Source organism: Paraburkholderia sp. RL18-101-BIB-B (genome assembly GCF_046026985.1).
Taxonomy (GTDB): domain Bacteria; phylum Pseudomonadota; class Gammaproteobacteria; order Burkholderiales; family Burkholderiaceae; genus Paraburkholderia.
This window is the reverse complement of sequence record NZ_JARESV010000014.1, coordinates 99,860-125,570: the sequence shown is the minus strand read 5'-3', so window position 1 is coordinate 125,570 and position 25,711 is coordinate 99,860. Positions and strand designations below refer to the sequence as shown.

General features: G+C 64.5%; 20 protein-coding genes and 1 pseudogene. 15 read left to right on the top strand and 6 right to left on the bottom strand.

The features are described 5' to 3' along the window. Window positions 1-4 precede the first annotated feature (4 nt). The 3 genes from P0D73_RS21260 to P0D73_RS21250 all read left to right on the top strand — a co-directional run bounded on the left by P0D73_RS21260 (window position 5) and on the right by P0D73_RS21250 (window position 5,056). Window positions 5-1,864, top strand: a complete 1,860-nt coding sequence (locus P0D73_RS21260) for a TRAP transporter large permease (protein ID WP_132381751.1) — start codon at window positions 5-7, stop codon at window positions 1,862-1,864. 144 nt (window positions 1,865-2,008) lie between these two features. Further along, entirely contained in the window at window positions 2,009-4,072 is a 2,064-nt protein-coding gene (gene tkt / locus P0D73_RS21255) for a transketolase (protein WP_408177780.1), read from the top strand. Between the two features lie 18 nt (window positions 4,073-4,090). Next, window positions 4,091-5,056 carry a D-2-hydroxyacid dehydrogenase gene (locus P0D73_RS21250; protein ID WP_132381749.1) on the top strand — a complete coding sequence of 322 codons (966 nt, stop codon included), beginning with the start codon at window positions 4,091-4,093 and terminating at the stop codon, window positions 5,054-5,056. A 55-nt stretch (window positions 5,057-5,111) separates the two neighbouring features. Here P0D73_RS21250 and P0D73_RS21245 read toward each other — a convergent pair whose 3' ends face one another. Next, window positions 5,112-5,888, bottom strand: a complete 777-nt coding sequence (locus tag P0D73_RS21245; RefSeq protein WP_408177779.1) for an SDR family NAD(P)-dependent oxidoreductase — start codon at window positions 5,886-5,888, stop codon at window positions 5,112-5,114. 196 nt (window positions 5,889-6,084) lie between these two features. Here P0D73_RS21245 and P0D73_RS21240 point away from each other — a divergent pair, with 196 nt between their 5' ends. After that, complete coding sequence (locus tag P0D73_RS21240; protein ID WP_408177778.1) at window positions 6,085-6,672, top strand: TetR/AcrR family transcriptional regulator; 588 nt, start codon at window positions 6,085-6,087, stop codon at window positions 6,670-6,672. Window positions 6,673-6,758: 86 nt separating this feature from the next. Here the strand turns inward: P0D73_RS21240 and P0D73_RS21235 are convergent, their stop codons facing one another. Together P0D73_RS21235 and P0D73_RS21230 are read right to left on the bottom strand one after the other, a co-directional pair. After that, window positions 6,759-8,243, bottom strand: coding sequence for an esterase-like activity of phytase family protein (locus P0D73_RS21235; RefSeq protein WP_408432751.1), 1,485 nt, complete (start codon window positions 8,241-8,243; stop codon window positions 6,759-6,761). A gap of 245 nt (window positions 8,244-8,488) precedes the next feature. Then, on the bottom strand, window positions 8,489-9,460 hold the full coding sequence (locus P0D73_RS21230) for a LysR substrate-binding domain-containing protein (RefSeq protein ID WP_132381743.1): 972 nt from the start codon (window positions 9,458-9,460) through the stop codon (window positions 8,489-8,491). Between the two features lie 101 nt (window positions 9,461-9,561). Here P0D73_RS21230 and P0D73_RS21225 point away from each other — a divergent pair, with 101 nt between their 5' ends. The 6 genes from P0D73_RS21225 to P0D73_RS21200 all read left to right on the top strand — a co-directional run bounded on the left by P0D73_RS21225 (window position 9,562) and on the right by P0D73_RS21200 (window position 15,907). Further along, window positions 9,562-10,638, top strand: a complete 1,077-nt coding sequence (locus tag P0D73_RS21225; RefSeq protein ID WP_408177776.1) for an ABC transporter ATP-binding protein — start codon at window positions 9,562-9,564, stop codon at window positions 10,636-10,638. A gap of 65 nt (window positions 10,639-10,703) precedes the next feature. Continuing rightward, window positions 10,704-11,417, top strand: a complete 714-nt coding sequence (locus P0D73_RS21220; RefSeq protein WP_408177775.1) for an HAD-IA family hydrolase — start codon at window positions 10,704-10,706, stop codon at window positions 11,415-11,417. A 4-nt stretch (window positions 11,418-11,421) separates the two neighbouring features. After that, window positions 11,422-12,759, top strand: coding sequence for an NAD(P)/FAD-dependent oxidoreductase (locus tag P0D73_RS21215; RefSeq protein WP_408177774.1), 1,338 nt, complete (start codon window positions 11,422-11,424; stop codon window positions 12,757-12,759). Then, a complete protein-coding gene (locus tag P0D73_RS21210; RefSeq protein WP_408177773.1) occupies window positions 12,756-13,664 on the top strand; it encodes an ABC transporter permease in 909 nt (302 codons plus the stop codon). Before P0D73_RS21215 ends, P0D73_RS21210 begins: the two co-directional genes overlap by 4 nt. Next, window positions 13,661-14,455 (top strand): ABC transporter permease, encoded by a 795-nt coding sequence (locus tag P0D73_RS21205; protein ID WP_132381733.1) that lies wholly within the window; start codon window positions 13,661-13,663, stop codon window positions 14,453-14,455. Before P0D73_RS21210 ends, P0D73_RS21205 begins: the two co-directional genes overlap by 4 nt. A gap of 24 nt (window positions 14,456-14,479) precedes the next feature. Then, on the top strand, window positions 14,480-15,907 hold the full coding sequence (locus P0D73_RS21200) for an aldehyde dehydrogenase family protein (protein ID WP_408177772.1): 1,428 nt from the start codon (window positions 14,480-14,482) through the stop codon (window positions 15,905-15,907). Window positions 15,908-16,000: 93 nt separating this feature from the next. Here P0D73_RS21200 and P0D73_RS21195 read toward each other — a convergent pair whose 3' ends face one another. The 3 genes and pseudogenes from P0D73_RS21195 to P0D73_RS21185 form a co-directional block, all read right to left on the bottom strand. Continuing rightward, window positions 16,001-17,680 carry a GMC family oxidoreductase gene (locus tag P0D73_RS21195; protein WP_408177771.1) on the bottom strand — a complete coding sequence of 560 codons (1,680 nt, stop codon included), beginning with the start codon at window positions 17,678-17,680 and terminating at the stop codon, window positions 16,001-16,003. Between the two features lie 126 nt (window positions 17,681-17,806). After that, complete coding sequence (locus tag P0D73_RS21190; RefSeq protein ID WP_408177897.1) at window positions 17,807-18,853, bottom strand: ABC transporter substrate-binding protein; 1,047 nt, start codon at window positions 18,851-18,853, stop codon at window positions 17,807-17,809. A 235-nt stretch (window positions 18,854-19,088) separates the two neighbouring features. Further along, window positions 19,089-20,092, bottom strand: a pseudogene (locus P0D73_RS21185) (ABC transporter substrate-binding protein). 272 nt (window positions 20,093-20,364) lie between these two features. Between P0D73_RS21185 and P0D73_RS21180 the strand changes: the two are divergent. The 5 genes from P0D73_RS21180 (at window position 20,365) to P0D73_RS21160 (ending at window position 25,693) form a co-directional block, all read left to right on the top strand. After that, window positions 20,365-21,369, top strand: coding sequence for an aliphatic sulfonate ABC transporter substrate-binding protein (locus tag P0D73_RS21180; protein WP_408177769.1), 1,005 nt, complete (start codon window positions 20,365-20,367; stop codon window positions 21,367-21,369). Window positions 21,370-21,434: 65 nt separating this feature from the next. Next, on the top strand, window positions 21,435-22,151 hold the full coding sequence (locus tag P0D73_RS21175; RefSeq protein ID WP_408177768.1) for a hypothetical protein: 717 nt from the start codon (window positions 21,435-21,437) through the stop codon (window positions 22,149-22,151). Between the two features lie 316 nt (window positions 22,152-22,467). Next, window positions 22,468-24,120 (top strand): FAD-dependent oxidoreductase, encoded by a 1,653-nt coding sequence (locus P0D73_RS21170; RefSeq protein ID WP_408177767.1) that lies wholly within the window; start codon window positions 22,468-22,470, stop codon window positions 24,118-24,120. Window positions 24,121-24,315: 195 nt separating this feature from the next. Further along, entirely contained in the window at window positions 24,316-24,606 is a 291-nt protein-coding gene (locus P0D73_RS21165; RefSeq protein ID WP_132381719.1) for a hypothetical protein, read from the top strand. 403 nt (window positions 24,607-25,009) lie between these two features. Next, window positions 25,010-25,693, top strand: a complete 684-nt coding sequence (locus P0D73_RS21160) for a glutathione S-transferase family protein (protein WP_408177766.1) — start codon at window positions 25,010-25,012, stop codon at window positions 25,691-25,693. Window positions 25,694-25,711 lie beyond the last annotated feature (18 nt).

The following is a 25,711-nucleotide window of genomic DNA, read 5'->3' as shown; positions in this document are numbered from 1 at the left end:
TGCGATGACCACGATCTCATATTCGCACGAGCGGCAGCACCGCTTCGCCTGTGCGCTCGATTCGGCGCTCGGGCACCTGGTGGAGATTCCCGCCGCCTTGCTGGTGCTCGCCGAAATCGTCGTGCTGCTGGCCGGTGTGACGAGCCGCTATATCCTGCACTCGCCGCTCGTCTGGTCCGACGAGCTCGCCTCGATGCTGTTCCTCTGGCTCGCCATGCTCGGCGCCGTGATCGCCTTGCGGCGCGGCGAGCATATGCGGATGACGGCGCTCGTGGGCATGGCGCCGCCAGGCGTGCGCGCGTTCCTCGACGTGGTGGCGATCGCCGCGCCGATCGCGTTTCTCGCGATGGTGATCGGCCCGGCAATCAGCTTCGCGCAGGACGAGTCGTTCATCACCACACCCGCGCTCGAACTGTCGAACTCGTGGCGCGCCGCCGCGTTGCCGGTCGGCTCGGCGCTGATGCTGCTGGTCGCCGTGGTGCGGCTCGCGCGCATGAGCAACTGGCGCCTCGTGCTGGGCGCGCTCGCGTCGGTCGGCGCGCTGGTCGGCATTTTCATCGCGCTCGGGCCCGTATTACGCGACCTCGGCAATCTGAACCTGCTGATCTTCTTCGTCGGCCTCGTGGCGCTCGGCGTGCTGAGCGGCGTGCCCATCGCGTTCTCGTTCGGACTCGCCACCTTCGGCTATCTCGCGCTGACCACGAACACGCCGATGCCGGTGGTGGTCGGCCGGATGGACGAAGGCATGTCCCATCTGATCCTGCTCTCCGTGCCGCTCTTCGTGTTTCTCGGCCAGCTGATCGAGATGACCGGCATGGCCGCGGCGATGATCGCGTTTCTCGCGAGCCTGCTCGGCCACGTGCGCGGCGGTCTTTCGTACGTGCTGGTCGGCGCCATGTATCTGGTGTCGGGCATCTCGGGATCGAAAGCCGCCGACATGGCGGCGGTCGCGCCGGTCCTGTTTCCGGAGATGAAAGCACGCGGCGCGAAACCCGGCGACCTGGTCGCGCTGCTCGCCGCGACCGGCGCGCAGACCGAAACGATTCCGCCTAGCCTCGTGCTGATCACGCTCGGCTCGGTGACCGGCGTGTCGATTTCGGCGCTCTTCACCGGCGGCATGCTGCCGGGCATCGTGCTGGCGATCACGCTGTGCATCGTCGTGCAATGGCGCTATCGGCGCGAAGACATGTCGGGCGTCAAGCGCGCGACTCGCGGCGAGATTCTGCGCAAGCTCGTGATCGCGTTTCCGGCAATCGCGCTGCCGTTCGTGATTCGCGCGGCGGTGGTCGAAGGCATCGCGACGGCGACCGAAGTCTCCACCATCGGCATTGCCTATGCGGTTCTTGCCGGCTTGCTGATCTACCGCCGTTTCGAGTGGACGCGCCTCAAGCCGATGCTGATCGATACCGCGACGCTGTCCGGCGCGATCCTGCTGATCATCGGCGCGGCCACCGCCATGGCGTGGGCGTTGACGCAATCCGGCTTCTCGGGGCAACTCGCGCAGACCTTGGGCGGTTTGCCGGGCGGCGCGGCGATGTTCATGGCGGCGTCGATCTGCATGTTCGTGATTCTCGGCAGCGTACTCGAAGGCATTCCGGCCATCGTGCTGTTCGGCCCGCTGATGTTTCCGATTGCGCGAGCCATGCATATCCACGACGTGCATTACGCGATGGTCGTGATCCTCTCGATGGGCGTGGGCCTCTTCGCGCCGCCGTTCGGCGTGGGCTACTACTCCGCTTGCGCGGTGAGCCGCATCCATCCGGACGAAGGCATGAAGCCGATTCTCGGCTACATCGCCGCGTTGATGGCCGGGCTGATCATCGTGGCCGCCGTGCCGTGGATTTCGACGGGCTTCCTGCATTGAGCCATTGAGTCCTTCAAGCGCGAGGCATGCGGCGTGCCCCGCCTCGCGCGATGTTCTTCCGCCCGTTCCTTCAGGCCGGTTCGTTAGATTTGTCCGATCACCGCCCGCGGCGCATGACGCAGCGGCGTAGAGGAGCCTTTTGCCATGTCCACCACCGAAGCCCTATCTGTTGCACCGAACGCTTCGTCTGCTTCGATCACTTCACCGCCGCAGGTCGCGTCGGTATCAGCCACGCAAGCGGCGCCATTGCCCTTGGCCGACGCGATCCGTTTCCTCTCCATCGATGCGATTCTGCGCGCCGGCGAAGGCCATCAGGGCGTGCCGCTCGGCATGGCGGAAATCGCGACCGCGCTATTCACACGCCACCTGAAATTCAATCCCGCCGATCCGACCTGGCCCGACCGCGACCGCTTCGTGCTGTCGAACGGCCACGGCTCGCTGCTGCTGTACTCGCTGTTGTATCTCACCGGATATGGCGCGATCGGGCTGGAACAGATCAAGACCTTTCGCGAGCTAGGCTCGCATTGCGCGGGCCATCCCGAGTACGAACCCGCGCACGGTATCGAGGCCACTACGGGCCCGCTCGGCCAGGGCATCGCCAACGCATTCGGCATGGCGATCGCCGAAGCGTATCTCGCGGCGAAATTCGGCAGCGACCTCATCGACCACTACACGTATGCGTTTGTCGGCGACGGCTGTCTGCAGGAAGGCATCGGTCAGGAGATGATTTCGCTGGCCGGGCATCTGCAACTGGGCAAGCTGATCCTCTGCTGGGACGACAATCAGATTACCGACGATGGCAGCACTTCCCTCTCGATCAGCGAGGACGTCAGCGCGCGCTTTCGCGTCGGCGGCTGGCATGTGGTCGAAGTCGACGGGCACGATCTCGAAGCGGTGTCGGCGGCGCTGACGATCGCGCGCGCGGACCCGCGGCCTTCGATGATCGCGTGCAAGACCGTGATCGGCCGCGGCATTGCGCGCCTGCAAGGACAGCGCGGCGGCCACAGCGGCAAGCTGTTCCAGGCGGACGCCGATGCAGCCCGCGACGCACTCGGCTGGCCGCACGCGCCGTTCGAGATACCCGCGGAGATTCTGGCAGCATGGCGCGCGGCAGGACGGCGTAGCGACCCGCAGTATTACGCATGGCACGAACGTCTCGCTGCGTTGCCCGCCGCACAGCGCGACGAGTTCGAACGGGTCCAGGCCGGCCACCTGCCGCAAGGCTGGCGCGACGTGCTCGACGACTACCGCAAGCGCGCCGTGGAGCGCGACGAGCCGCAGCCCGGCATCACCGTATCGGGCGAGATCAGCGATCTGCTTGCGCCGTTGTTGCCGGAACGCATGGTCGGTTGCGCCGATCTCGAAGCGCCCACCGGCCACAAGCGCCGGTTGCATGCTTTTACCGCTCAGGACCGCAGCGGCGCCTACGTCCATTGCGGCGTGCGTGAACACGTGATGGGCTCGATGGCCAATGGCATGGCCGCGCACGGCGGCGTGATCGCGACCAGCGTCACCTACCTGGCGTTCTCCGACTATCAACGTCCGGCCATGCGCATGGCGGCGCTGATGGGCCTGCCGGTGCACTACGTGTTCAGCCACGATTCGATCGGTGTCGGCAAAAATGGACCGACGCATCAACCCGTCGAGATTCTCGCCTCGCTGCGCGCGATGCCGAACATGCTCGTGCTGCGTCCCGCCGATGCCGTCGAAGCCGCCGAGTGCTGGGCGCTCTCGCTCCAACATCGGCGCGGGCCGAGCACGCTGGTGTTCGCGCGCCAGGCGCTGCCGTTGGTGCGCCGTGAATATAGCGCCGAGCCGCTCTCGCAGCGCGGCGCTTACGTGCTGGCCGAAGCCGAGGGTGGCGCGCGCGCCGTGACGCTATTGGCAACCGGCTCTGAAGTCGCGTTGGCCTTGCAGGCGCGCCGCCAGTTGCAGGACGAAGGCATCGCGACGGCCGTGGTGTCCATGCCGTGCTGGGAGATTTTCGACGAACAGGACGACGCCTATCGCGCCGCCGTGCTCGGTTCCGGCACGGTGCGAGTCGGCGTGGAAGCGGCGTTGCGTTTCGGCTGGGACCGCTATCTCGGCGAACGCGGCGGCTTTGTCGGCATGACGGGTTTCGGCGCGTCGGCTTCGGCGGAGACGCTGTACGAGCACTTCGGCATCACCGCGCAGCATATTGTCGCTGAAGCGAAGCGGCATCTGTAAATCATCGGGGACATGACCATGCATAAGATCGTTTTTCTGGACCGCACGACCCTCGCCCCGCAGATCGTATTGCGCGAGCCGCGCTTCGAGCATCAGTTGATCGAGCACGACCGCACTACGCCGGATCAATTGATCCAGCGCCTCGCTGGCGCATCGATTGCGATTACCAACAAAGTCGCGCTAACCGGCGAAGTGCTGGAGCAATTGCCCGATCTGAAACTCGTTGCGGTGGCCGCGACCGGTACGGATTGCGTCGACAAGGCAGCTTGCCAGCGGCTCGGCATTGCGGTGAGCAATATTCGCGGCTATGCGATCAACACCGTGCCGGAGCATACGTTCGCGCTGATTCTCGCGCTGCGGCGCAATCTGGTCGCCTATCGCGACGACGTGCTCGCCGGCGAGTGGCAAAAGTCCGGGCAGTTCTGCTTCTTCACGCATGCGATTCACGATCTGGCCGGCGCACGGCTCGGCATCATCGGTGAAGGGGTGCTTGGGCAGCGCGTGGCGGAACTCGGCAAAGCCTTCGGCATGCAGCCGATGTTCGCCGCGCACAAGGGACGCGAAGGGCTCGGCCCGCTGTACACGCCGTGGGATGAAGTGCTCGCGACCAGCGACATCATCACCGTGCACAGTCCGCTCACCCCGCACACGCGCAACATGCTCGCCATGCCCGAGTTTCGCGCGATGAAACGCCGGCCGCTGATCATCAACACGGCGCGCGGCGGACTCGTCGACGAAGCGGCGCTCGTGCAGGCGCTCGATGAAGGGCTGATCAGCGGCGCGGGTTTCGACGTGACCGCGGCCGAGCCGCCCGCCGACGATAACCCGCTGTTGCGCGCCGCCGGCCGGCCGAATGTGATTCTGACGCCGCACGTGGCGTGGGCGTCGGACGAGGCGCAGCAGAGTCTGGCGAATCAGTTGATGGATAACATCGAGAACTTCGTCGATGGTGCGCCGAACAATCTGGTGAGCGGGGCGTACTGAATCGATAGCCGCGCCGCCGATTCGTCGTCCGGCGCGGCTGTCTATCGCTACCGCCTCAAGCCTGACGGAAAATCGGCGCGCCCCACGGGGCTCCGATCGTCCCGCCATCCACGACGATCTCCGCGCCCGTCATTCCCGACGCATCGCTGGAAGCAAGGAACAGCACGGCTGCCGCCACTTCTTCCGGCGCGGCGAGGCGCGCCATCGGAACGCGCGGCGCGAGGGCCTGTTCGGTTCCGTCGAGCGTCGCGCCTTCGCGCGCGCCACGCGTCCAGATCGGCGTGCGCGTGCCGCCGGGGATCACTGTATTCACGCGAATACCACGCTGCACCAATTCCGACGCGAAGACCTTCGCCATGCCCGTGATGCCGGCCTTGGTGGCCGAATACGCCGATGAACCAGGCGAGCCGAGTTCGCGCATCACCGAACCGTTCAACACGACCGCGCCACCCTCGCTCATCAACGGCAATGCGGCTTGCACCGTCAGAAAGACCGCGGTCAGATTGGTGCGAAGAATCGCCTCGAACGCCGCGGCCGTCGTGCCGCCGAGCGGCGTCGGACCGGAGATGCCGGCGTTGGCGAACACGATATCGAGCGACCCGAATTTGCTCTTGATCTGTTCGAACAACGAGTCGATATCCGCTTCGTTATCCAGATTGGCCCGCACGCCCAGCACATTTTCGCCGAGTTCGGACACGGCCTGATCCAGCTTCGCACTGTCGCGGCCGGTGATCACCACCTGCGCGCCTTCGGCAATCAGCAGCTTCGCCGTGACGAAACCAATGCCGCTATTCCCACCGGTAATCAACGCTGTTTTTCCCGTGAAACGCATCATCTCTCTCCTGGATTGCGCCGCCAACGTGCCGGAAAACACGGCCGTGCGACGCCTGTAACGGTTAGGCGGCCCAAAAACGCCGCCGTGTACGGACATCCGCAAAGACGCCCTCATCGAACAATCTGCATGTTGATCATCATGCACATTTTCAGTATTATGCTCATCATGCAGATTGTCAAGAGGGGTGACGGAAATGGGCTACTCGCAGGCGCAAAAAGCAGAAAGCCGTCAGCGTGTGCTGGAAACGGCGGCGCGGCAGATTCGGGAAGACGGGATCGAGGCGCTCGGCGTGGCGGACTGCATGCGGCGCGCCGGCCTCACGCATGGCGCGTTCTACGGCCACTTCGAGTCGCGTGACGCGTTGATCGTCGAGGCGCTGGAATATGCCGTCGCGCAAAGCGAGAAACGTATCGCCGCTTCGATCGCGGCGGCGAATTCGAACGGGTCGGCGAAGAAAGAACCGTTGCGGGCGTTAGGCGAAATGTTTCTCAGCGAGAAACACATCAAGAATCCGGGCAACGGCTGCGCGTTGTGCGCGCTTGCCGGTGAGGCGCGGCACGCGGCACCGGAAGTTCGCGATCGTCTCACGCAATACGTGCACAAACTGGCATCGCGAATCGCGCAGACGTTGGCCGGCGATAGCGAAAACCTGGCGCTCGGCATCGTCGCGACCATCGTCGGCGCGGTGACGCTCGCGCGCGCCGTCGACGACCCCGAACTCGCCAGATCGATTCTCGCGGGCTCGCTGGATCTGATCGTGGCGCAAGGCGGTGACGCTTAGCTTGATGTAGCGCCGCCGGCATCAACCGGCGCCGCCCTTCTGTTGCTTCAATGCGCGTCGGGAAATGCGAGGCGCGCGTCAGCGGCTCAATGATCGTCGTCGCGATCGGGGCCGCACGCGCGGTCCGAGTCGCCGTGGTCATGACGATGATCGCCGTGACGATCGTCATCCACGCCGGGCAGTTTTTGCGCGACGTACGCGGGCAAGTCGCTCGGGTCCCACGCGAAGGCGAAAAACTGATTCGGGTTCGCAATGCCGGCCGGATGGTTGGTGTCGGTGATCGTGCCCAGGAAGTCGTTGTCGTTGGCGACGAACAGCGTGTGCTTCTTCACACCGCCGACCACGACGTCAGGACCGAACGCGAGACCCTCCAGCTTCGCCGGAATATCGTTCGCGTTGTAGCCGTGCGCGGTGAGCGTGGCGACCACATCCAGAAACAGCGTCTTCTGCACCGCGTACGGCGCGAGGCCGGCCTCGCCGCTCGTGTTGCTGACGTCCTGAGCGCCGTTCAGGTCGATATGGAACACCTTCTTGAACACGGCCGTCGAATTGTCGCCTAGCCCCTGCCCGTCCCGCTCGTCCATCAGCAATTCGTGATCGTTGACGGCGACCACGTCGCTGATGGTCGGATATTTAGGCTTGGCCGCCGTGCCGATGTTCGTCAGCGGATACGCGAACTGGGTCGTCCTGCCCGTGCGCACGTCGATCCTGACGATGCGCGTGTAAGCGCCGTTCGTGCCACCATCCTGGATCAGCGGGCTTTGCATTGCGCCGAACAGCGTCTTGCCGTCCGGCGAGATCGCGAGGCCTTCCATGCCCTTGTTGGCGACGCGGCCCGAGGTGTTCTCCGATATTTCGTCGTTGCCGATCGGGCTCAGCGTGGCAACCGCGAATGCGTCCGGCAGCTTATATGTGTCGATGCGGCGGCCACTGCGGCGATCGAAACGATAGACGTAAGGGCCGTATTCGTCCGAGATGAAGACGCTGTCGCCGTCATTGCTCACGCGCACGCTTTCGGGATCGAAGCGCGCGTCGCGGTCGTCCGTCGACAGGCGCGTCGGATCGAAGTTGTCCGAGCGGCCGGTGAAGTAGCTGGTGTGATTGCGGCGGTTGAGCGCCGGCGCGCCGTTAGGCACGCCCGCGGCCGCGCCTGTGCCGTAAACCAGCCTGTCGTTGGTGTGGAGCAGCGTCGTGGCGAGCAGGGTCGGCGTCATCGTGTACGGAAGCGAGGCGCCGGCCGCGCCGGGTTTCAGACGCAAGCGCAAGGTCTGAAAACGGTTGATATACGAGGCGGTGTCGTCGATCGCCGCGTTGTACGACACGGCATTCGGGCCACGGTCCGGCACGGCGACGAACGTATGGCAGCCCGCGTAACCGATGCCTGAACCGAGGCCGCCGAGCAGATTGCCCGCCACACCGTTCTCCAGCGGCGCCGCGGTTTCCTTCGATAGATCGCCCGTGAGGCCGCTCAGTTGGCCAACCGCAATAAGATCGACGCCGGCGTGCGCGACCGTTGCGACGAAAAGCGACGAAGCGATCGCCGTCAGAGCAAAGATTCTTGAACGAGCCACGGTGTCTCCTTGAGTGGAATGCTTGTTGTCGACGGATCGGGCGCGCGACGTCGTACATGGGCGCTTGGTCCGCGTGGAGGTGCGAAAGACGTGAAGGCGGGCCGGCCTGCGGCCCGTCGGCCGATTGAAGGCCGTCGGTAATACTGCGTGAGGTTCGTGACCGAATAATGACGTCGAGAACCAGCCTCGAAGCGTCGGCGGCAGTATTGCACTGCGCCAGAAAAGTCGCTGAGCGCCCGCGAACCCTACCCGATCGCCAATCCCGCGTCGGCCAGCGAGCGGCGCAGCCCGAGCTTCGGATATGCGCGATCGACCGCGCGCACGTCGGCGCGCGTTTCCTCGATGATCCAGTCGCGCACGTCGGCCGCGGCCGGCCGCAGCGCGCGGCTCTCCGGCCACACCAGACAGCAGCGCCGGTTCGTGACGATCAGTTCCTGTTCCGCTGGCTGAAGCGCGCCCTCCAGCAGCCAGTGCGACACCACGTTGAGCCAGCCGAGCGCGACGCCCTGGCCGAGCAACGCGGCCTGCACGACGATCGCGTAGTCGTTGAAGCTCAGCATGCTCGCGGCGTGCCGCCCGTGTGCGGCGAACGCTTCAAAGCGGTCATGCCAGCCGCGCTCGCCGTCGTCCATGACGATCACCGTGTCGCCATGCGCGCGCCCCGCCTCCGTGGCGGCGGTTTCGTCATAACGCCGGTTGCACACCGGCAGCAGCGTCTCCGGCATGACCAGCACGCTGTTCTCGCCGATCTCGTCCTCGCGCCGAAAGCGCATGCCGAGATCGACGTCGACGAGCGGCCCGCCGATCCGCCCCGAGATCAGTTGGAATCGCAAGTCGACGTTCGGGAACGCCTGATTCAGCCGGTTCATGCGCGGCATCAGCCAGTGCGTGGTGAAGGCCGTGGACACCGACAACGTGACCGACTCCACACCCGTGGCCCGCGCCTCGATCTCGCGGATCGCGCCTTCAATGCCGTTGAAGCCCTCGGAAATCTTCCGGTAAAGGATCTTGCCGTTCTCGGTCAGCTCGATGCCGCCGCGCACGCGCTCGAACAGGCGCACGCCGAGATGGTCTTCCATGCGCGCCAGCATGCGGCTCACTGCGGGCTGGCTCACATATAACTCCTGCGCCGCGCGCGTGAAGTTGCCGCAGCGCGCGGCAGCTTCGAACACGAACAGCGCATTGGCGCTCGGAAGTTTTTTGCGAAGGTTAGGCATGACCTGATGTTATGCCTTCTCCAACAATTTGGGAATTGCCGCCAAAAAGGACGCAGCCTATATTTTCCCTAACGCAGGCTTCTTCAGCGAGACAGGACGCAATGGACGCACGAGCGAAAACAGGTGTTTCGATCCGATCGGCAGCGAAACGTTATGGCCAGGTCGTGGCCCTCGACGACGTTTCACTCGACATCGCCCCCGGCGAATTCGTCTCGCTGCTCGGCCCTTCGGGCTCGGGCAAGACCACCTTGCTCGGCATTCTCGGCGGCTTCGTGCAGCCGAGTTCGGGCGCGGTCTGGGTCGGCGAACGCGACATTACATTCGCGCCGCCGCACAAACGCGACATCGGCATCGTGTTTCAGAACTACGCGCTGTTTCCGCATATGAGCGTCGGCGAGAACGTGGCGTTTCCGCTGCGCGCGCGCCGTCTGCCGAAAGGCACGTGGGCGAAGAAAGTCGCCGACGCGCTCGCGATGGTCGAACTCTCCGGCTACGAGAGCCGCGGCATCAGCCAGCTTTCCGGCGGTCAGCGGCAGCGCGTGGCACTCGCTCGCGCAATGGTGTTCGAGCCGCAACTGATCCTGATGGACGAGCCGCTCTCGGCACTCGACAAGCAACTGCGCGAAACCATGCAGATCGAACTGCGCCGGCTGCATCGCAAGCTCGGCGCGACGATCGTCTACGTGACGCACGACCAGCGCGAAGCGCTCACCATGAGCGACCGCGTGGCCGTGCTGAAGAACGGCCGCCTGGTGCAGATCGACACGCCCGAGCGGCTCTACGACCGGCCGTGCGACGCGTTCGTGGCGAGCTTCATCGGCGAGGCGACGCTGCTCGACGTGACGCGCGCCGGCGACGACGCCGTGCGTCTGGGCGATACCGTGCTGCGCACCGCGCATCCGCTGCCGCATGGCAACAAACTGCTGCTCGCGGTGCAGACCGAAAAACTCGTGATCGACGGCGGCGATCGCCAGGAAGGCGTGAACCGTCTGTCGTGCCGCGTCACCGAGGTGCTGTATCAGGGCGAAAGCCTGCGCGTGTTCGCCGCGCTCGCCGACGGCACCGCCATCAGTCTCCGGCAGCCCGGCGGCCACGACGCACGCCGCCGCATCCCGCAGCCGGGCGCACAGATGAGCGTGACGCTCGACCCGCAGGACACGATCGTCGTGCCCGCCTGATTTTCTCCGCCCACGCGTGGGGCACTCTCTCTCCGATTCACCGCATACTGCAAAAGGATGATTTCATGAAGCTCACCGATTTCAAGGTCCTGACGTTCGACGTCGTCGGCACACTCATCGACTTCGAGCGCGGCGTGCTCGCCTCCGTGCGGCGCATTGGCGGCCCGAAAGCGAAGGACCTGACCGACGACCAGATCTTCGAACCGTACATGCGTGGCCGCGCGACCTATCCGGGCCGGTCGAGCCACGAAATGGCGAACGTCTATCTCTCGCTCGCGAAAGAACTCGGTCTGCCCGACGACGCGCAATCGGCCGCCGCCTTCCAGCGCGACGTGCTCGAATGGCCGGCGTTCGCGGATTCGGTCGCGGCGCTCAAGCGTCTGCGCAAACATTTCCGCCTGGTCGCGATGACCAACGCGGACCGCGTGGCGCTCTCGGCCTATGCGCACACGCTCGGCGATCCGTTCGACGACACCGTCTGCTGCGACGAAACCGGCGTCGCCAAACCCGACCCGCAGTTCTTCGCATACAACCGCGGCCGTCAGGCAGCGTTCGGCTACAAGTTCGGCGAAATCCTGCACACCGCGCAAAGCCAGTATCACGACATCGGCATCGCCACGAAGCTCGGCTACGCAACCTGCTGGATCGAACGCCGTCAGAACGTGAAGGGCTTCGGCGCCACGCCCGTGCCGGAAACCGTGACCACGCCGACCTTCAATTTCGCGACGCTCGGCGCGCTTGCGGACGCCGTCGAAGCCGAAGCGCGTCTCGCGGCCTGAGCCGATGCTTGCGCCGATGACACTGCACACGCCCGCGCCTGATTCGCTCTGGCGGGCGCTCCTCGCGGCATCGCCAGGCGCCGGTGCGGCGGTCAGCACCGGCGTGCCGCTCGCGCGCGATCTCGAAGTCGAGGTCGCCGTGATCGGCGCGGGCTACTCGGGCCTCGCCGCCGCGTATGCGCTGCAAAAGCGCGGCGTCGAGTGCGTGGTGCTCGATGCGAATCCGGTTGGCTGGGGTGCGAGCGGGCGCAATGGCGGCGTGGTGTCGTCGAAGTTCAGACTGTCGTTTCCCACCATCGACAAGCTGCACGGTCTCGATACCGCGAAGCGCATGCATCGTCTCGCGCATGAAGGCGTGCGGGTCGTCGAGACGCTGGTAGACGAATTCCAGTTGACGCGCGCCCGCTTCGAACATACCGGCAGCCTGCGCTGCGCTCACACGGAGGCCGCGTTCGCCGCGATTCGTGCCGAAGCCGACTGGGTTCACACGAATCTCGGCGATACCTCGATGACCGTGCAATCGCGCGCCGCCATCGAGCACGAGACGGGTTCGAAGGGCTTTGTCGGCGGCGTGCTGAGCGCGGACGCCGGCACCATTCTGCCGCTCGAGTACGTACGCGGACTCGCGCGCGGACTCACGCGGCGCGGCGTGCCGATCTACGAATTGACGCCGGTACAGCAGATGCAACGCGCGTCCGGCGAGACGCGCGTGACGCTGCGCACGCCCGGCGGCACGGTGCGCGCGAAGCAGGTCATCGTCGCGACCAACGCGTATTCGGATCTCACGGCGGCGACCTCGGCGTATCAGCGCGAACTCGTGCCGTTTCGCAGCGCGATGATCGCCACCGAGCGCCTGCCCGCCGAGCTTGACGCACATCTCATGGTCGAGCGCCGCAGCTACACCGAAACGCGGCGCATGATGAAGTGGTTCCGCAAAGTGGACGGCCGCATGCTGTTCGGCGGACGCGACGCGTTCGGCAAGGAAGGGCAAACAACGGGCTTCGACGCATTGCAACGCGCGATGGTCGCGCTCTTTCCCGATCTCGCGGACGTGCGCGTGGACTATCGCTGGTCGGGCTATGTGGGCATGACGTTCAATTCGCTGCCGCATGTCGGACGCAGCGACGACGCCACGACCTTTTGTCTGGGGTATAACGGAGCGGGGGTCGCGATGGCGAGCCTGCTCGGCCAGCATGCCGCCGCGCTCGCGCTCGGCGAAACGCCCGAGCTCTCGCTGCTCGGCGCGCCCGGCCTGCGGCCCGTGCCCTTTCATTCGCTGCGCGCGCCGGGTGTGAGACTCGTCGCGGCGTGGTATCAGTTTCTCGACGCCGTAGGTGCATGATGACAACCGCCAAGCGGATGCTCCAGGGAACCACCTTGATGCAGGCCACCGAGTCCGATCCCGCCGCGCGCTATCAGCGCCGCGAGGATCGCACGATGCTTCTCCTGATGACGCCGGCGCTCCTCGTGATCGTCGTGCTGCTGGTGGTGCCGCTCGCGTGGCTGTCGTGGCAGTCCATCTATCACGACGGCTTCACGCTCGAAAACTACCGCCGCATGTTCACCGGCGCCTACCTTGAAACGTTTCTGCTGACGTTCAAGCTGAGCATCGTCGTGACTGTCATCACGCTCCTGCTCGGCTATCCGGTGGCCTACTTCGCCGCCTCGTTGCCGCCGAAGCTGAGCGCGCTCGTCCTCGGCATGGTGATTCTGCCGTTCTGGACCAGCGTACTCGTGCGCACCTACGCGTGGCTCGTGCTGTTGCAGCGCACGGGGCTCGTGAACAAGGCTCTGATCGCCTCAGGGTTGGTCGACCGGCCGGTGCAGCTCGCCTACAACCAGTTCGGCACGGTCATCGCAATGGTGCATATCCTGCTGCCGTTCATGGTGCTGCCGCTCTATTCGGCGATGCAGAAAATCCCGTCGAATCTCTCGCAAGCCGGCGCGAGCCTGGGCGGCTCGCCGCTGCACGTGTTCCTGCGCGTGTTCCTGCCGCTGTCGATGAGCGGCGTGTTCGCCGGCGTGACGCTCGTGTTCGTGTTGTGCCTCGGCTTCTACATCACGCCTGAACTGATGGGCGGCGGCAAGTCGATCATGGTGTCGATGGTGGTGAGCCGCAACGTCGAGATCTACAACAGTTGGGGCGCGGCGAGCGCGGTGAGCGTCGTGCTGCTGATCTGCGTGTTCGCGATTTTCTATGCCGCGAGCCGCGTGGTGCCACTCGAAAAGACTCTGGGCGCGAAATGAACAAACTCCCGTTCGGACGGATCGTCCTCGGCGCGACCGTCGTGCTGATTCTGCTGTTCCTGATGGTGCCGGTGCTGATCGTGGTGCCGCTGTCGTTCTCCGACACGCGCTTCATGACCTTCCCGCCGCCCGCCTACTCGCTGCGCTGGTATCACTCGTTCTTCGACAACCCCGCATGGATCGACGCCGCGCGCACCACGCTCACCGCTTCGATCTGCGCCGCGCTGATCGCCACGCCGCTCGGCGTGGCCGCCGCGTACGCGATCCAGAACGGCACGCACTGGATCATGCGCTATCTGCGTACGCTGCTGATGCTGCCGTTGATGGTGCCGATCATCATCGTCGCGGTGGGCGTGTTCTTCGTGTACTCTCAGGCGGGCTACGTGAATACGCTCGGCGGCCTGATTCTCGCCGATACGATGCTCGGGCTGCCGTACGTGCTGATCTCGGTCGGCGCCGATCTGCGCACCTTCGACCGCACGCAGGAGATGGTCGCGCGCAGTCTCGGCATGAATCGTTTTCGCAGCTTCATGACGGTGACGCTGCCGCAGATCAAGGCAAGCGTGATTTCCGGCGCGGTGTTCGTGTTCATTCAGGCGCTCGACGAAACGGTGGTCGCGCTATTCGTGTCGGGCGGTTCGAACCAGACGCTGACACGCCGCATGTTCGTGACGCTGCGCGACGAGATCGATCCGACCATTGCCGCCATCAGCACGATGCTCACCGCGCTGACGCTGTGCCTCGTGATGATCGTCGTGGTGAGCCGTCGCTCCAACGCGGCGCGCGCCTAAACTCTCTCTGAAGATAACTACAACATGGTCAATGGACTGAAGTTCTATATCGACGGCGCGTGGGTCGAGCCGTCCACCAACGCGCGCCGCGCCGTTGTCGATCCCTGCACCGAGGAAGCGTTCGCCGAAGTGGCGATGGGCACACCCGCCGATGCAGATCGCGCGGTAGCCGCAGCGAAACGCGCCTTCACGTCGTTCTCGCAGACCACGCCGGCCGAACGCCTCGCATTGATCCGCCGCATTCTCGAAGTGTTTCTCGAACGTCACGACGAGATGGGCGACACCATCTCGCGCGAACTCGGCGCGCCGCGCGCGATGGCGCATGCGTGGCAAGCGGGCATCGGACGGCGGCATCTCGAAGAACTGATTCGCACGTGCGAAACGTTCGCGTGGCAACGCAGGAAAGGCTCGACGCTCGTCAATCACGAACCGGTCGGCGTGGTCGCGCTGATCACGCCGTGGAACTGGCCGATCAATCAGATCGTCTGCAAGGCCGCACCCGCCATCGCGGCCGGCTGCACGATGGTGCTCAAGCCCAGCGAAGTCACGCCCCTCAATGCCTTGCTGTTCGCGGAGATACTCGACGCGGCGGGCGTGCCGCCGGGCGTCTTCAATCTCGTCAACGGCGACGGTCCGACCGTCGGTGCGGTGCTGGCGGCGCATCCGGATGTCGATATGGTGTCGTTCACCGGTTCGACGCGCGCGGGCGTCGAGATTGCGAAACTCGCGGCGCCGACTGTGAAGCGCGTGCATCAGGAACTGGGCGGCAAGTCCGCCAACATTCTGTTGGACGACGTCGATTTCGAAGCGGCCGTCACGGCCGGCGTCAACTCGTGCTTCAACAACAGCGGACAGTCGTGCAATGCGCCGACGCGCATGCTCGTGCCCGCGGCACGCCATGACGAAGTGGTGGCGATCGCGCGGCGCGCGGCGCAAGCGCAGCGCGTCGGCCCCGCCGATCACGAGCGCACGACCATGGGTCCGGTGGTCAACAGCGTGCAGTTCGAGCGTGTGGAGCGGCTGATTGCAGCGGGGATCCACGAAGGCGCGCAAGTGGTGGCCGGTGGCCTCGGGCGTCCGCCGGGTCTGGAACGCGGCTACTACGTGCAACCGACGGTCTTCGCGGATGTGCGCCCTTCCATGACGATCGCGCGCGAAGAGATCTTCGGCCCGGTGCTCGCGATCATGCCGTATCGCGACGAGGAAGAAGCGATTGCGATTGCCAACGACAGTCCGTTCGGGCTTGCGGCATACGTTCAATCCGCCGATCTGGAACGCGCGCGGCGCGTGGCGTTCAGGCTCCGGGCGGGCAGCGTGTATCTGAACTACCCGTCGTGGGATGCGGGCTCGCCTTTCGGCGGATACAAGCAGTCGGGCAACGGACGCGAATACGGCGAATGGGGGCTCGAGGCGTTTCTTGAAGTGAAGGGGATTGTGGGGTTTGGCGAGTGAGCGTGCTTCGGCCTTCTTGCGCTTAGCCGGACCGTTCACCGCTTGATGCCTGCCGGGCCGCCGCGTTTCAACGCGGGCGGCCCAGCATTGCATTCACGCGCGGCCGCGCAACATATCAGCAATCCGCTCCGCGATCATGATGGTCGGCACATTCGTGTTCGCGCACGGTATCGACGGCATCAGCGACGCGTCGCACACATAAAGTCCGCTGACGCCATAGACCGCGCCGCGCGCGTCGCAGACGGCGAGCGGATCGTCGGCGGCGCCCATGCGGCAAGTGCCGGACGGATGCCAGGTGCCGCCCACCGACCGCGTTACGAAACGCGTCAGCGCGTGATCGTCGGCGAGCAGTTCGTCGAGCGTCACGCCTTGCGTGACCACACGCCTCACCAGCCACGCGCGCAGCGGCCCGGCAATGTCCAGCAGCGCGCTCAGCAGCCCGCGTTGCAATGCATTCCACGCCCCCGGCACGGCCACGCTCGCGACGCGCGGCGAATAGCTCGAAGGCAGCAGCGTCGCGCGATGCTGCGCCATCATCGGATCGGCCAGCGTGCGGGCACCGAAGCGCAGCGCGAGCTTGAGCCGTTCGAGATCGCGCGCGTCGGATAGCATGTTGAAGTCCACGGTGGGCTCGTCATGCGGATCAGCCGACGCGAGACTCACGCGACCGCGCGAGTACGACTTGTTCACCCAGAAGAAGATCGTACCGAGCCTATGGCCGACCGAATGCCAGCCCGAGCGCGACAGGATCGCGCCGTGCATGTCGCCGGGCACTGTCCCGCTCACGCCCGATGAAAAGCGCACGATCGCCTGCTCGTGATGCTCGTCGGGATATAACGTGCGGGACGCGCGCGGCAGAAACGCCGAGACGGCAATCGACGGATGCTCCATCAGATTGCCGCCGACGCCGCCTCGATCCGCCACCACCTCGATACCGAGCGCGGCGAGTTCGGCCGCCGGGCCGATGCCGCTTCGCATCAGCAACGCCGGGCTGTGAATCGCACCTGAGCAAACGATCACATGTCTGGCGCGCAACGCTTCGCTCGCGCCGTCCGCGCCGATGATCCGCGCGCCAATGGCGAGCTTGCCGTCGAATAGCACGCGCTCTACGAGCGTTTGCGTGCGGATCGTGAGATTCGGGCGAGCGCGCACGGCGTCGTCGAGATAGCAGACCGAGGTCGGGATGCGCTCGCCCGCTTCGCTCACCGCGATCGATCCGATGAACGTGCCGTCCTGCCACTCGCCGTTCTGGTCGTCACGCCGCGTGTGGCCGCGCGCGTCGAGTGTGGCGAGCACCGCGCGCACGAATGGCGAAATGCGCGTCCACGGCGCGCGCTGGATGCGAATCGGCCCGCTCTCGCCATGCAGCGTGCCGCTGAAATCGCAATCGGTTTCGAGCTTGCGGAAGTACGGCAGGCAGGCGCTCCAGTTCCAGCCGTGCGCGCCGAGCGCGTGCCATTCGTCGTAGTCGGCGGGCGCGCCGCGATTCGCCATCAGCGCATTGATCGCCGAGCCGCCGCCGAGCAGGCGCGCCTGTTCGTAGCGGCGCGTCGCGGCCGTTGCGCTCATTCGCGCTTTCAGGCGCTGCCAGATATTCGCGGTGTCGAGATAGGCACGGCCGGGATAACGGCTGCGCACCGCCGCGGGCATGTCCGTTCGCGAGATATTGCGACCGGCCTCGACGAGGCAGACCGTCTTGCCGGCGTCTTCGGACAGGCGCGCGGCAAGCACGCAGCCCGCCGAGCCGCCGCCGAGAATCAGATAGTCGATCACGTTCGATGAATGCGCAGACGATAAGCCGTGCGGGACGCGCGAGAAGCGCTGGGCGTTGCGCGCGGTTTTCGGCGTCCTTGGCGTCCAACGGACTCGAATCCCGCGCTCAAGAAGATACGGCTGCGCTTACTGCATGAACTTGAGCCAGCGCGCCTTCGCCTGGACGCCGGCGTCCGACGCCCACCATTCCTCCGACATCAACGCCTGCTTCGATGCATTTTCCGGCGAACTCGGCAACTCGCTCGCGCGCTTCGCGTCGATCTTGCCCGTCTTGAACGCCGCCGGATTGCCCGGACCGTAATCGATATACAGCGGCAGATTGGCCTGCAATTCGGGCGAGACCGCCGCGTTGACGAACTTGATCGCCTCGGGCAAGTTCGGCGCGTTCTTCAGCACGCAGAGTTGGGTGTTCTGCAGAATGCCGTCGTTGAATGTGAAGTCGACATCGGGATTGTCCTTGCGCACCGCGCTCGCGCGGCCGTTCCAGATCATCGTCATATCGACTTCGCCGTCGTGCAGCAATTGCGCCGACTGGCCACCGGAAGTCCACCAGACGGTCACGTCCGGCTTGATCTGTTGCAGCTTTTTGAACGCGCGATCGACGTCGAGCGGATACAGCTTGTCGCGCGGCACGCCGTCGGCGAGCAACGCGGCTTCGAGCACGGTCTGCGGGTCATTGCGCAGCGCGCGCGTGCCGGGGAACGCCTTCACGTTCCAGAAATCTGCCCAGCTCTGCGGCACCTTCTTCAACGTCTTCTTGTTGTAGCCGATCACCGTCGAATAGAACTCGTAGGCGACCGAGTACGGCGTACGGTATTTCTCCGGCATGGCCGCCGCGTTCGGGATCTTCGAGAAGTCGAGCTTCTCCAGCAGGCCTTCCTTGCCGCCGCGCAGGCAATTCGACGTCGGCGTGTCGACCACGTCCCAGATCGGCTTGCCGGTCGCGGCCTGGGCTTTGATCTGCGGCCACGCGTCCGGAATGCTGTCCTGGTTCACGGTGATGTTGAGCTGCTTCGCGGCCGGGTCGAGGATCGCCTTGGTCTGCGCCTCCTGATAGGTCCCGCCTTGCGAGACGAAGGTAATCTTGCCGGCCGCGGCAAACGCGGGCGTCAAACACGCGGGCGCGAGATTCGCGACGCCGAGGATCAGAACAGCGGCAAGCGGGCGCAACATGGGGTTCTTGATCACGACGGGGTCCTCGAGACGGTTGAGCGAACATATCGTCGATGTCATGCATCGTTGAGCCCAATATAGTGAGTCTATTTATCCGCGACAACGCCCGAATTGTTGGAGTGCCCATGACGTCACGTTATGACGTCGTTTGTCCGGCCAATGGCGTGAAAACGCCGGTTGCGTAGGCGCGCCGGACGCACCGGCCCGCTCATGCCAGGTTATCGGCTCTTGCGCGTCACACGTTCGCGACATGTGTTTCGGAAATCGCGCGCACGTCGATGCGCCGCGGCAGAATCGCGTCGCGATTAGCGCTGTCGGCGACCTTCTGCAGCGCGCTGATATCCGCCTCGTTGACGAAGTGCTGTTTCAGCGACGCGCGCTGCGTGATGCGCTTCGCGGCATCGAGCGGCGATCGCGTCAGCGTCGCGTAGATTTGCGCGTAGGCGTCGGGATTCGCGAGCGCCCAATCGCCCGCGCGCTGGAATCGCAACAACACGTCTGCGATCGCTGCGCGTTTGCGCGTTTGCGCGGTTCCGCGAGGGCCGCCCCCGAGGCCGTAATGAAACCCAGCCCGCTATTGATGCCGGTGCCGTCGCGCAAAACGCGCGCGCCGCGTTGCACGGCGATGCCGTAGTACGGATCGAATGTGGCCCACACGTCGATCGAGCCGGACGCGAATGCGGCAAACGCATCGACGGGCAGGATGAAGCGGACGTTGATGTCATCTTTCGAAAGACCGGCTTCGGCTAACGCGCCATAAAGCTGGAACTGCGAAATGCTGCCCCGCGCTGACGAAACGAACACCGTGCGCCCCTTCAGGTCCGCGACCGTGCGGATCTTCGAGTCCTGCGCGACCAGAATGCCGAGTTGTTCGCCGGAACCGACGCGCGTCGCGACGATCTTCAGCGTCGGGTCGCCCACGGCTGCGGCAAGCACCGGCAAATCGCCGGCCGGCGCGAGATCGACGGCGCCCGCGCGCTGTGCTTCGAAGAGCGGCGCCGCGCCCTGGAAATTAGCCCAGCGAAACGCGTACGGTGCGCCGTCGAGCACCTTGGCCGCTTCGGCCAAAGCACGCGTGCCGCCCGCCTGATCGCCGAGTACGAGTGTGACCGAGGCGAGGTCGGCAGCCTGTACGTCGAGTGAATTGAATGCGCCCGATGCGGCGAATGCCGGCACTGCGCTCAAGAGTTTGAGTGCGCGCCGCCGTGCGGAAAACGAAGTAGAAATAGAACCGGCCATATGCCCTCGCTGACGATGTGCCCGCAAGCGTAGCGACGAACACGGCATCTGAGAATTATTCTCTTTCGATATGTTTATATCGAATCAATATTTATCTTTTGCATTTAATGGCGCATGCGGATCGCCTCATTCGCTCTGTGTTTTCGATGCACGCATGCGCTTATGCGCTGGCGTTCGATCTTTAGCTGAAACCATCAGTTCGCGCCGCACAGGGTCGTTGCTAGCATGGCCGATTGGCCTTCTTTTCAGACTCGACTCAAGGACTATGAATCATGGCGCTGCTCAACAGACGGGCTTTTATTCGCGTCGCGCTGGCTTCCTCGCTGACTACGCTCGCGGCGCGCAGCTACGCGCAAACATCGGCTGCGAGCGGCGAATCCATTACGCTGCGGATCGGCTATCAGAAGTCATCGACGTTGATCACGCTGCTCAAGGCGCGCGGGTCGCTCGACAAGGCCCTCGCGCCGCTGGGCGTGCGCGTGTCGTGGAATGAGTTTTCGAGCGGCCTGCCCTTGACCGAAGCGCTCAATGTCGAGGCTGTTGATTTCAGCGCGGACGTCGCCGACACGGTGCCGATCTTCGCGCAAGCCGCGCAAGCGCGCTTCGTCTATGTCGCGCAGGAAGCGCCGTCGCCGGGCGCGCAGGCGATCATCGTCAAACAGGACGGTGCGCTCCATTCGCTCGCCGATCTCAAGGGCAAGCGCATTGCCGTGACCAAGGCCGCCGGCAGCCACTATCTGCTGCTTGCGGCGCTCATCAAGGCAGGCCTCACGCCCGCGGATGTGCGAATCAGCTACCTCACCCCGGCCGACGGCCGCGCGGCCTTCGAGCGCGGCAGCGTCGATGCGTGGATCACGTGGGATCCGTACGTCGCATCCGTCGATCGCGACGCGGACGTGCGCATTCTCGCGGACGGCAAGGGACTCGCGTCGTATCAGCGCTACTATCTCGCGTCGAATCGCTTCGCCGCGGCGCACCCCGAGGTTATCCAGATCGTGTTCGATCAGTTGACCCAAGCAGGCGTTTGGCTGCGCGCGCATCCTCAGGAAGCGGCCCAGACGCTCGCGCCGATCTGGGGACTCGACGCCGCCACGATCGAACGTGCGAATGCGCGCCGCAGTTATCTGGTGCGCCCGGTTCTCGCGCAGAATTTCGGCGAGCAGCAAAAGATTGCGGATACGTTCTTTCAGGCCGGATTGTTGCCCGCCAAAGTCGAGACTGCGCAGGCGCAACGCTGGAACTTTGGAGCGAAACGCGGAGAACCTGCGGGTAGCTGATGGATTAGCTGACGGGGGATGTCAAAACGGTGTCAAAACACGTGCAGAAAACCGAATAAATCGCATTGCAAAACGCCGCCCAAAATGTTTTTTGGCGGTCGATTATCATGATTCGATCACCTCACTCGAACGACTCGGTGTTGGATATGACGAATACAGGCAAGGCGTTGATAATCGCGCTGGTTCTGGTGGACGTGGGATTCATCTCTTACCAGCTTCTCCCTAAGGGCAATCGCTCCGAGGCGGCGCCGGACACGGTAACGGCCAACTCCGTCACGACGGCGGCGGTCGATCCGCGAGCGGACGGCACGCATGTGACCGCGGGCAACGTGGTTCCCACTTCGCCGTCCGCGAACAGCACGGGCGAGATCGCGGGCGCACCGTTGCCGTCTAAATCTGGCCCCATCGCCAATGATGCGCAAACGGCAGCGCAGCCACAAGTATCGCGACATAAACAGCCGGGCCGCGCGCCCGCATCGGCGGAGACGCGCGAATCCGTCGCCGCGAAGGCAAACGCCGCGCAGCCGATGGGCCGCGCGCGCGACGATCTGACCCGGCATGGCTCGAATGCCGTCGCGGCGGCTATGACGGAGCAACTCGTCAGGGAATCTTCCAAACCCGATCCGTCGTTGCCTATGCCGCCGCCGATGCAAGCCGCGCCGACCAGCCAGGACCACCGCGGTTCTAACCCCGTCGCCGCCGCGATGACGCAGGAACTGGTGAGGGAATCCGCACGGGTGAATGCTGCCTCGCAGGGACCGGCACCGAGCGGCACACAGTAAGATTGCAGTCCGAACTAATTGATGACTGCTTGTTTTCGGTCAACGGGTGGTCTGATCAACTATGCGGCAGTATGGTGTCGCGTGCCTCTCAAAGTTGGCAACTCTCTGCCGTCGAACACATTACCCGGCGAGTCTGAATGTCCTGTCGCTTGCTCGCGTCAACGGAAACCGTGACACGTGTTAGCCATAAAGTTGGCAGGCGAACATCCTATACTGATTCGGACTGCCTCCTGTCTCTCGCGCAGTGGCGGTATGCGTTGTCGCAAGCAACGATCTCCCACAGACTGATACTCCCCCTTGCCTGTTGGACGCAGCCATGCTGACCATCGACGACATCCGGACAGTACCGCTCTTTGCAACACTCTCCGACGACGAACTCGACAATCTCGCGCACACCTCCGCGGACCTTCATCTATGCGCAGGCGAGTTCGCGGTTCACGAAGGCGGCGAGCGCGCGCTGTATCTCGTTCTCACCGGCAAGATGGAAGTCATCAAGACGTTCGACGGTATCGAGCGCACGCTAGGCTGGCGTCTGCCCGGCACGATCTTCGGCGAAGTGCCGCTTGCGCTGAGTTCGCCGTTTCCGGGCGCTTACCGCGCGGCGGAACCGTCGCGTGTGATGCGAGTGGACGCCCAGCGTTATTACGTACTGGCCGCCGCATCGCCGGATGTGGCGCTCAAGATGGGCGCCCTCGCTCGCGAACGCATCGGCGGGTTGCAAGGGCTTTCCGCTGAGCCGCCCAAGGCGCGCGTCACCATGGTCGGCAGCCGCTGGGACGACGCCTGTACGGCGCTGCGGCATTTTCTCGCCCGCAACCAGATCAGCTACGACTGGATGACGCCCGACGCGCCCGAACTGCCCAAGCGTTGGCCCGGAACCTGTCCGACAGAGGAAGAGTGTCCGTCGTTGCGACTGGTCGACGGCACGGTGTTGAACCGGCCTGAGGCGCGCGAGCTTGCCGGGCTGCTGGGTCTGCAGACGCAGCCTCGCCTCGCCGAATACGACACGATGATCATCGGCGGTGGCCCGGCTGGGCTCGCCGCGGCGGTGTACGGCGCATCGGAAGGCTTGCGCACTATCGTGCTGGAGCGTGAAGCGCCCGGCGGACAGGCCGGCACCTCTTCGCGTATCGAGAACTACCTCGGCTTTCCCAACGGTGTCTCCGGGGATGAACTGGCAAGCCGCGCACTGCAGCAGGCAAGGCGGCTTGGCGCGGAGATCCTGGTGACACGGTCCGTCGGCCGGATCGATGTGCAGGCGCGCAGCGTTCACCTCGACGGCGGCGACATCATCCGGACGCGAACGATCATTCTTGCGACGGGCGTCACGTGGCGGCGTCTCTCGATCGAAGGTTTCGACCGGTTTATCGGTAAGGGTATTTACTACGGCGCGTCGCGCAGCGAAGCGAACGCGACGCATGGACTTGACGTGTATCTGATCGGCGGCGGCAATTCGGCTGGGCAGGCCGCGTTGTATTTTGCCAATCACGCGCGCATGGTGACGCTCGTCCTGCGCGGCGATTCGCTCGATAAGAGCATGTCGCGCTATCTGATCGAGCAACTGCGCGGCAAGTCGAACGTCGCGGTGCGATTGCGATCGGAAGTCGTGGGCGCGTATGGCGACACCCATCTGACGGCGATCGACGTGCGCGACGCGTCGAACGAGGCAGTGCGCCGGCACGATTGCGGGGCCTTGTTCGTGTTCATTGGCGCCGACGCGGAGACCGCGTGGTTGCCCGAGGAAATCGCACGCGATGCGCGCGGCTACGTGCTCACCGGCGACGACGTCGTCAAGGCCGGACGCTGGTCCCATGACCGGGATCCCTACCTGCTCGAATCGAGCGTGCCCGGCGTGTTTGCCTGCGGCGATGTACGGCTGAGTCCGGTCAAACGCGTGGCTTCCGCGGTCGGCGAGGGCAGCATGGCAATCGCGTTTGCCCACAAATATCTGCAGCAAGACGCGCGATAGCGCTGGATCGCGCGGCAACGCTTCTGCCCGCTTGCAAAAGCGCGCCGGCGGCCGCGCCGCAGGCCTATTCTTCAGCTGAATACTTCGACTTCCCAATCATTGAGGATTGACTAAAAAACAGGCTTCTATTCGCCCGATTGAAACCAGAAACGCCGGCGCACACTGACATCGTGCCAATTGCGCAAGGAGCCTGCGATGTCTACCCGCCACGATAAAGATAACGAGTTCGAAATCAGCCTGCCGGCCGCTTCGACGACAGAATGGACCAGCCCGGTGCCAGATGCCGACGCCGAAACGATGCGCGGGTTGCACCTCGCGTCAGAGAGTGTGCTGTGCCTCGCGACGCAGACTTACGACGCCGCCGCCCGTGGCGACGCGGCAGGCGCGGAAGCGGCGCGTGCGTCGCTCGAACAGCAACTGGCACTCGCCACGCGCCTGATCGACGAGCTTCTGTTTGACGGCAGCGGCCCGCATACGACACACTGACCGGCCCGCAGGTCGGACAGCACCAATCGCAGTCTCTACATCTGAAAACTGAAATGAGCGCTCTGACGGTAATTCTCTGCATTTGGGCCATGGTGGCCTTCTGCGCAATTCTTTTCATTCGCGGCGCTACCTCGCGCGTTGAGCGTCCGACCAAGGCACCGCAAAAGCGCCCGTCGCGCTTTTCGATCGCGGAGTAACGGCAAGCAGGCGATCCCGATTCATTCGTGACAACACGTGCGAATCCTTCGAACGTTCTCATCGGAATAGTCGTACGGCAAAAGCGGCCCGGCAGCCCATCATCACCACAGATCGCAACGACCGGGCAGCCACCGCGGCATGAATCCGAGCGGCGCTGTGCCGCCTGGTCGTCATCTGCCCTGCCCCTTATTCCATGGAGATCGTCATGCTGAAGTTTTACTTCCACCCGTCGCCGAACCCGATGAAAGTCGCGTTGATGCTCGAAGAACTGCAAACCCCGTTCGAACTGATCGCGGTCGACACGTTCAAGGGCGAACAACATCGCCCCGAGTTTCTCCGCATTAACCCGAACGCAAAAGTCCCGGCGATTACCGACGACGGCGTGACCGTGTTCGATTCGCACGCCATCCTGCTGCACCTCGCGGCGAAACATGAACGGTTCCTGCCGGCATCGGCTGGCGAACGCGCACAGGCCTTGTCGTGGCTGATGTTCGTCGCGACCGGACTGTCGCCCTTCTCGGGCCAGGCGGTGCACTTTCTGCATCACGCGCCGACGCCGCTGCCCTATGCGCGCAATCGCTATCTGAAGGAAGTGGAGCGCCACTATCGCGTGCTGGACGAGCGCCTTGCGACGTCGAAGTATCTGGCCGGCGATACTTATTCCGTCGCCGATATCGCGCTGTGGGGCTGGGCTAGCTTCGCCGGCTACATTCTCGGTGAAGCGGGTCTGAGCGCGTATCCGAACGTGAAGCGCGTCGTGGACGAAATCTCCGCGCGTCCGGCCGCGGCGCGCGCACAAGCGTTGAAGGACAAGCTGACGCTGAAAGCCGAGTTCGACGAAGAGACACGTCGCGCGCTATTTCCGCAAAACGAAGACGTAGCCGCTTAAACGTCTACCCGTTAGTCG

Bases quoted from the DNA above. Each gene is read 5' to 3' on its own strand.
- P0D73_RS21260 (WP_132381751.1), top strand. From the start codon at position 5: ATGACCACGATCTCATATTCGCACGAGCGGCAGCACCGCTTCGCCTGT.
- tkt (WP_408177780.1), top strand. From the start codon at position 2,009: ATGTCCACCACCGAAGCCCTATCTGTTGCACCGAACGCTTCGTCTGCT.
- P0D73_RS21250 (WP_132381749.1), top strand. From the start codon at position 4,091: ATGCATAAGATCGTTTTTCTGGACCGCACGACCCTCGCCCCGCAGATC.
- P0D73_RS21245 (WP_408177779.1), bottom strand. From the start codon at position 5,888: ATGCGTTTCACGGGAAAAACAGCGTTGATTACCGGTGGGAATAGCGGC.
- P0D73_RS21240 (WP_408177778.1), top strand. From the start codon at position 6,085: ATGGGCTACTCGCAGGCGCAAAAAGCAGAAAGCCGTCAGCGTGTGCTG.
- P0D73_RS21230 (WP_132381743.1), bottom strand. From the start codon at position 9,460: ATGCCTAACCTTCGCAAAAAACTTCCGAGCGCCAATGCGCTGTTCGTG.
- P0D73_RS21225 (WP_408177776.1), top strand. From the start codon at position 9,562: ATGGACGCACGAGCGAAAACAGGTGTTTCGATCCGATCGGCAGCGAAA.
- P0D73_RS21220 (WP_408177775.1), top strand. From the start codon at position 10,704: ATGAAGCTCACCGATTTCAAGGTCCTGACGTTCGACGTCGTCGGCACA.
- P0D73_RS21215 (WP_408177774.1), top strand. From the start codon at position 11,422: ATGCTTGCGCCGATGACACTGCACACGCCCGCGCCTGATTCGCTCTGG.
- P0D73_RS21210 (WP_408177773.1), top strand. From the start codon at position 12,756: ATGATGACAACCGCCAAGCGGATGCTCCAGGGAACCACCTTGATGCAG.
- P0D73_RS21205 (WP_132381733.1), top strand. From the start codon at position 13,661: ATGAACAAACTCCCGTTCGGACGGATCGTCCTCGGCGCGACCGTCGTG.
- P0D73_RS21200 (WP_408177772.1), top strand. From the start codon at position 14,480: ATGGTCAATGGACTGAAGTTCTATATCGACGGCGCGTGGGTCGAGCCG.
- P0D73_RS21190 (WP_408177897.1), bottom strand. From the start codon at position 18,853: ATGTTGCGCCCGCTTGCCGCTGTTCTGATCCTCGGCGTCGCGAATCTC.
- P0D73_RS21180 (WP_408177769.1), top strand. From the start codon at position 20,365: ATGGCGCTGCTCAACAGACGGGCTTTTATTCGCGTCGCGCTGGCTTCC.
- P0D73_RS21170 (WP_408177767.1), top strand. From the start codon at position 22,468: ATGCTGACCATCGACGACATCCGGACAGTACCGCTCTTTGCAACACTC.
- P0D73_RS21165 (WP_132381719.1), top strand. From the start codon at position 24,316: ATGTCTACCCGCCACGATAAAGATAACGAGTTCGAAATCAGCCTGCCG.
- P0D73_RS21160 (WP_408177766.1), top strand. From the start codon at position 25,010: ATGCTGAAGTTTTACTTCCACCCGTCGCCGAACCCGATGAAAGTCGCG.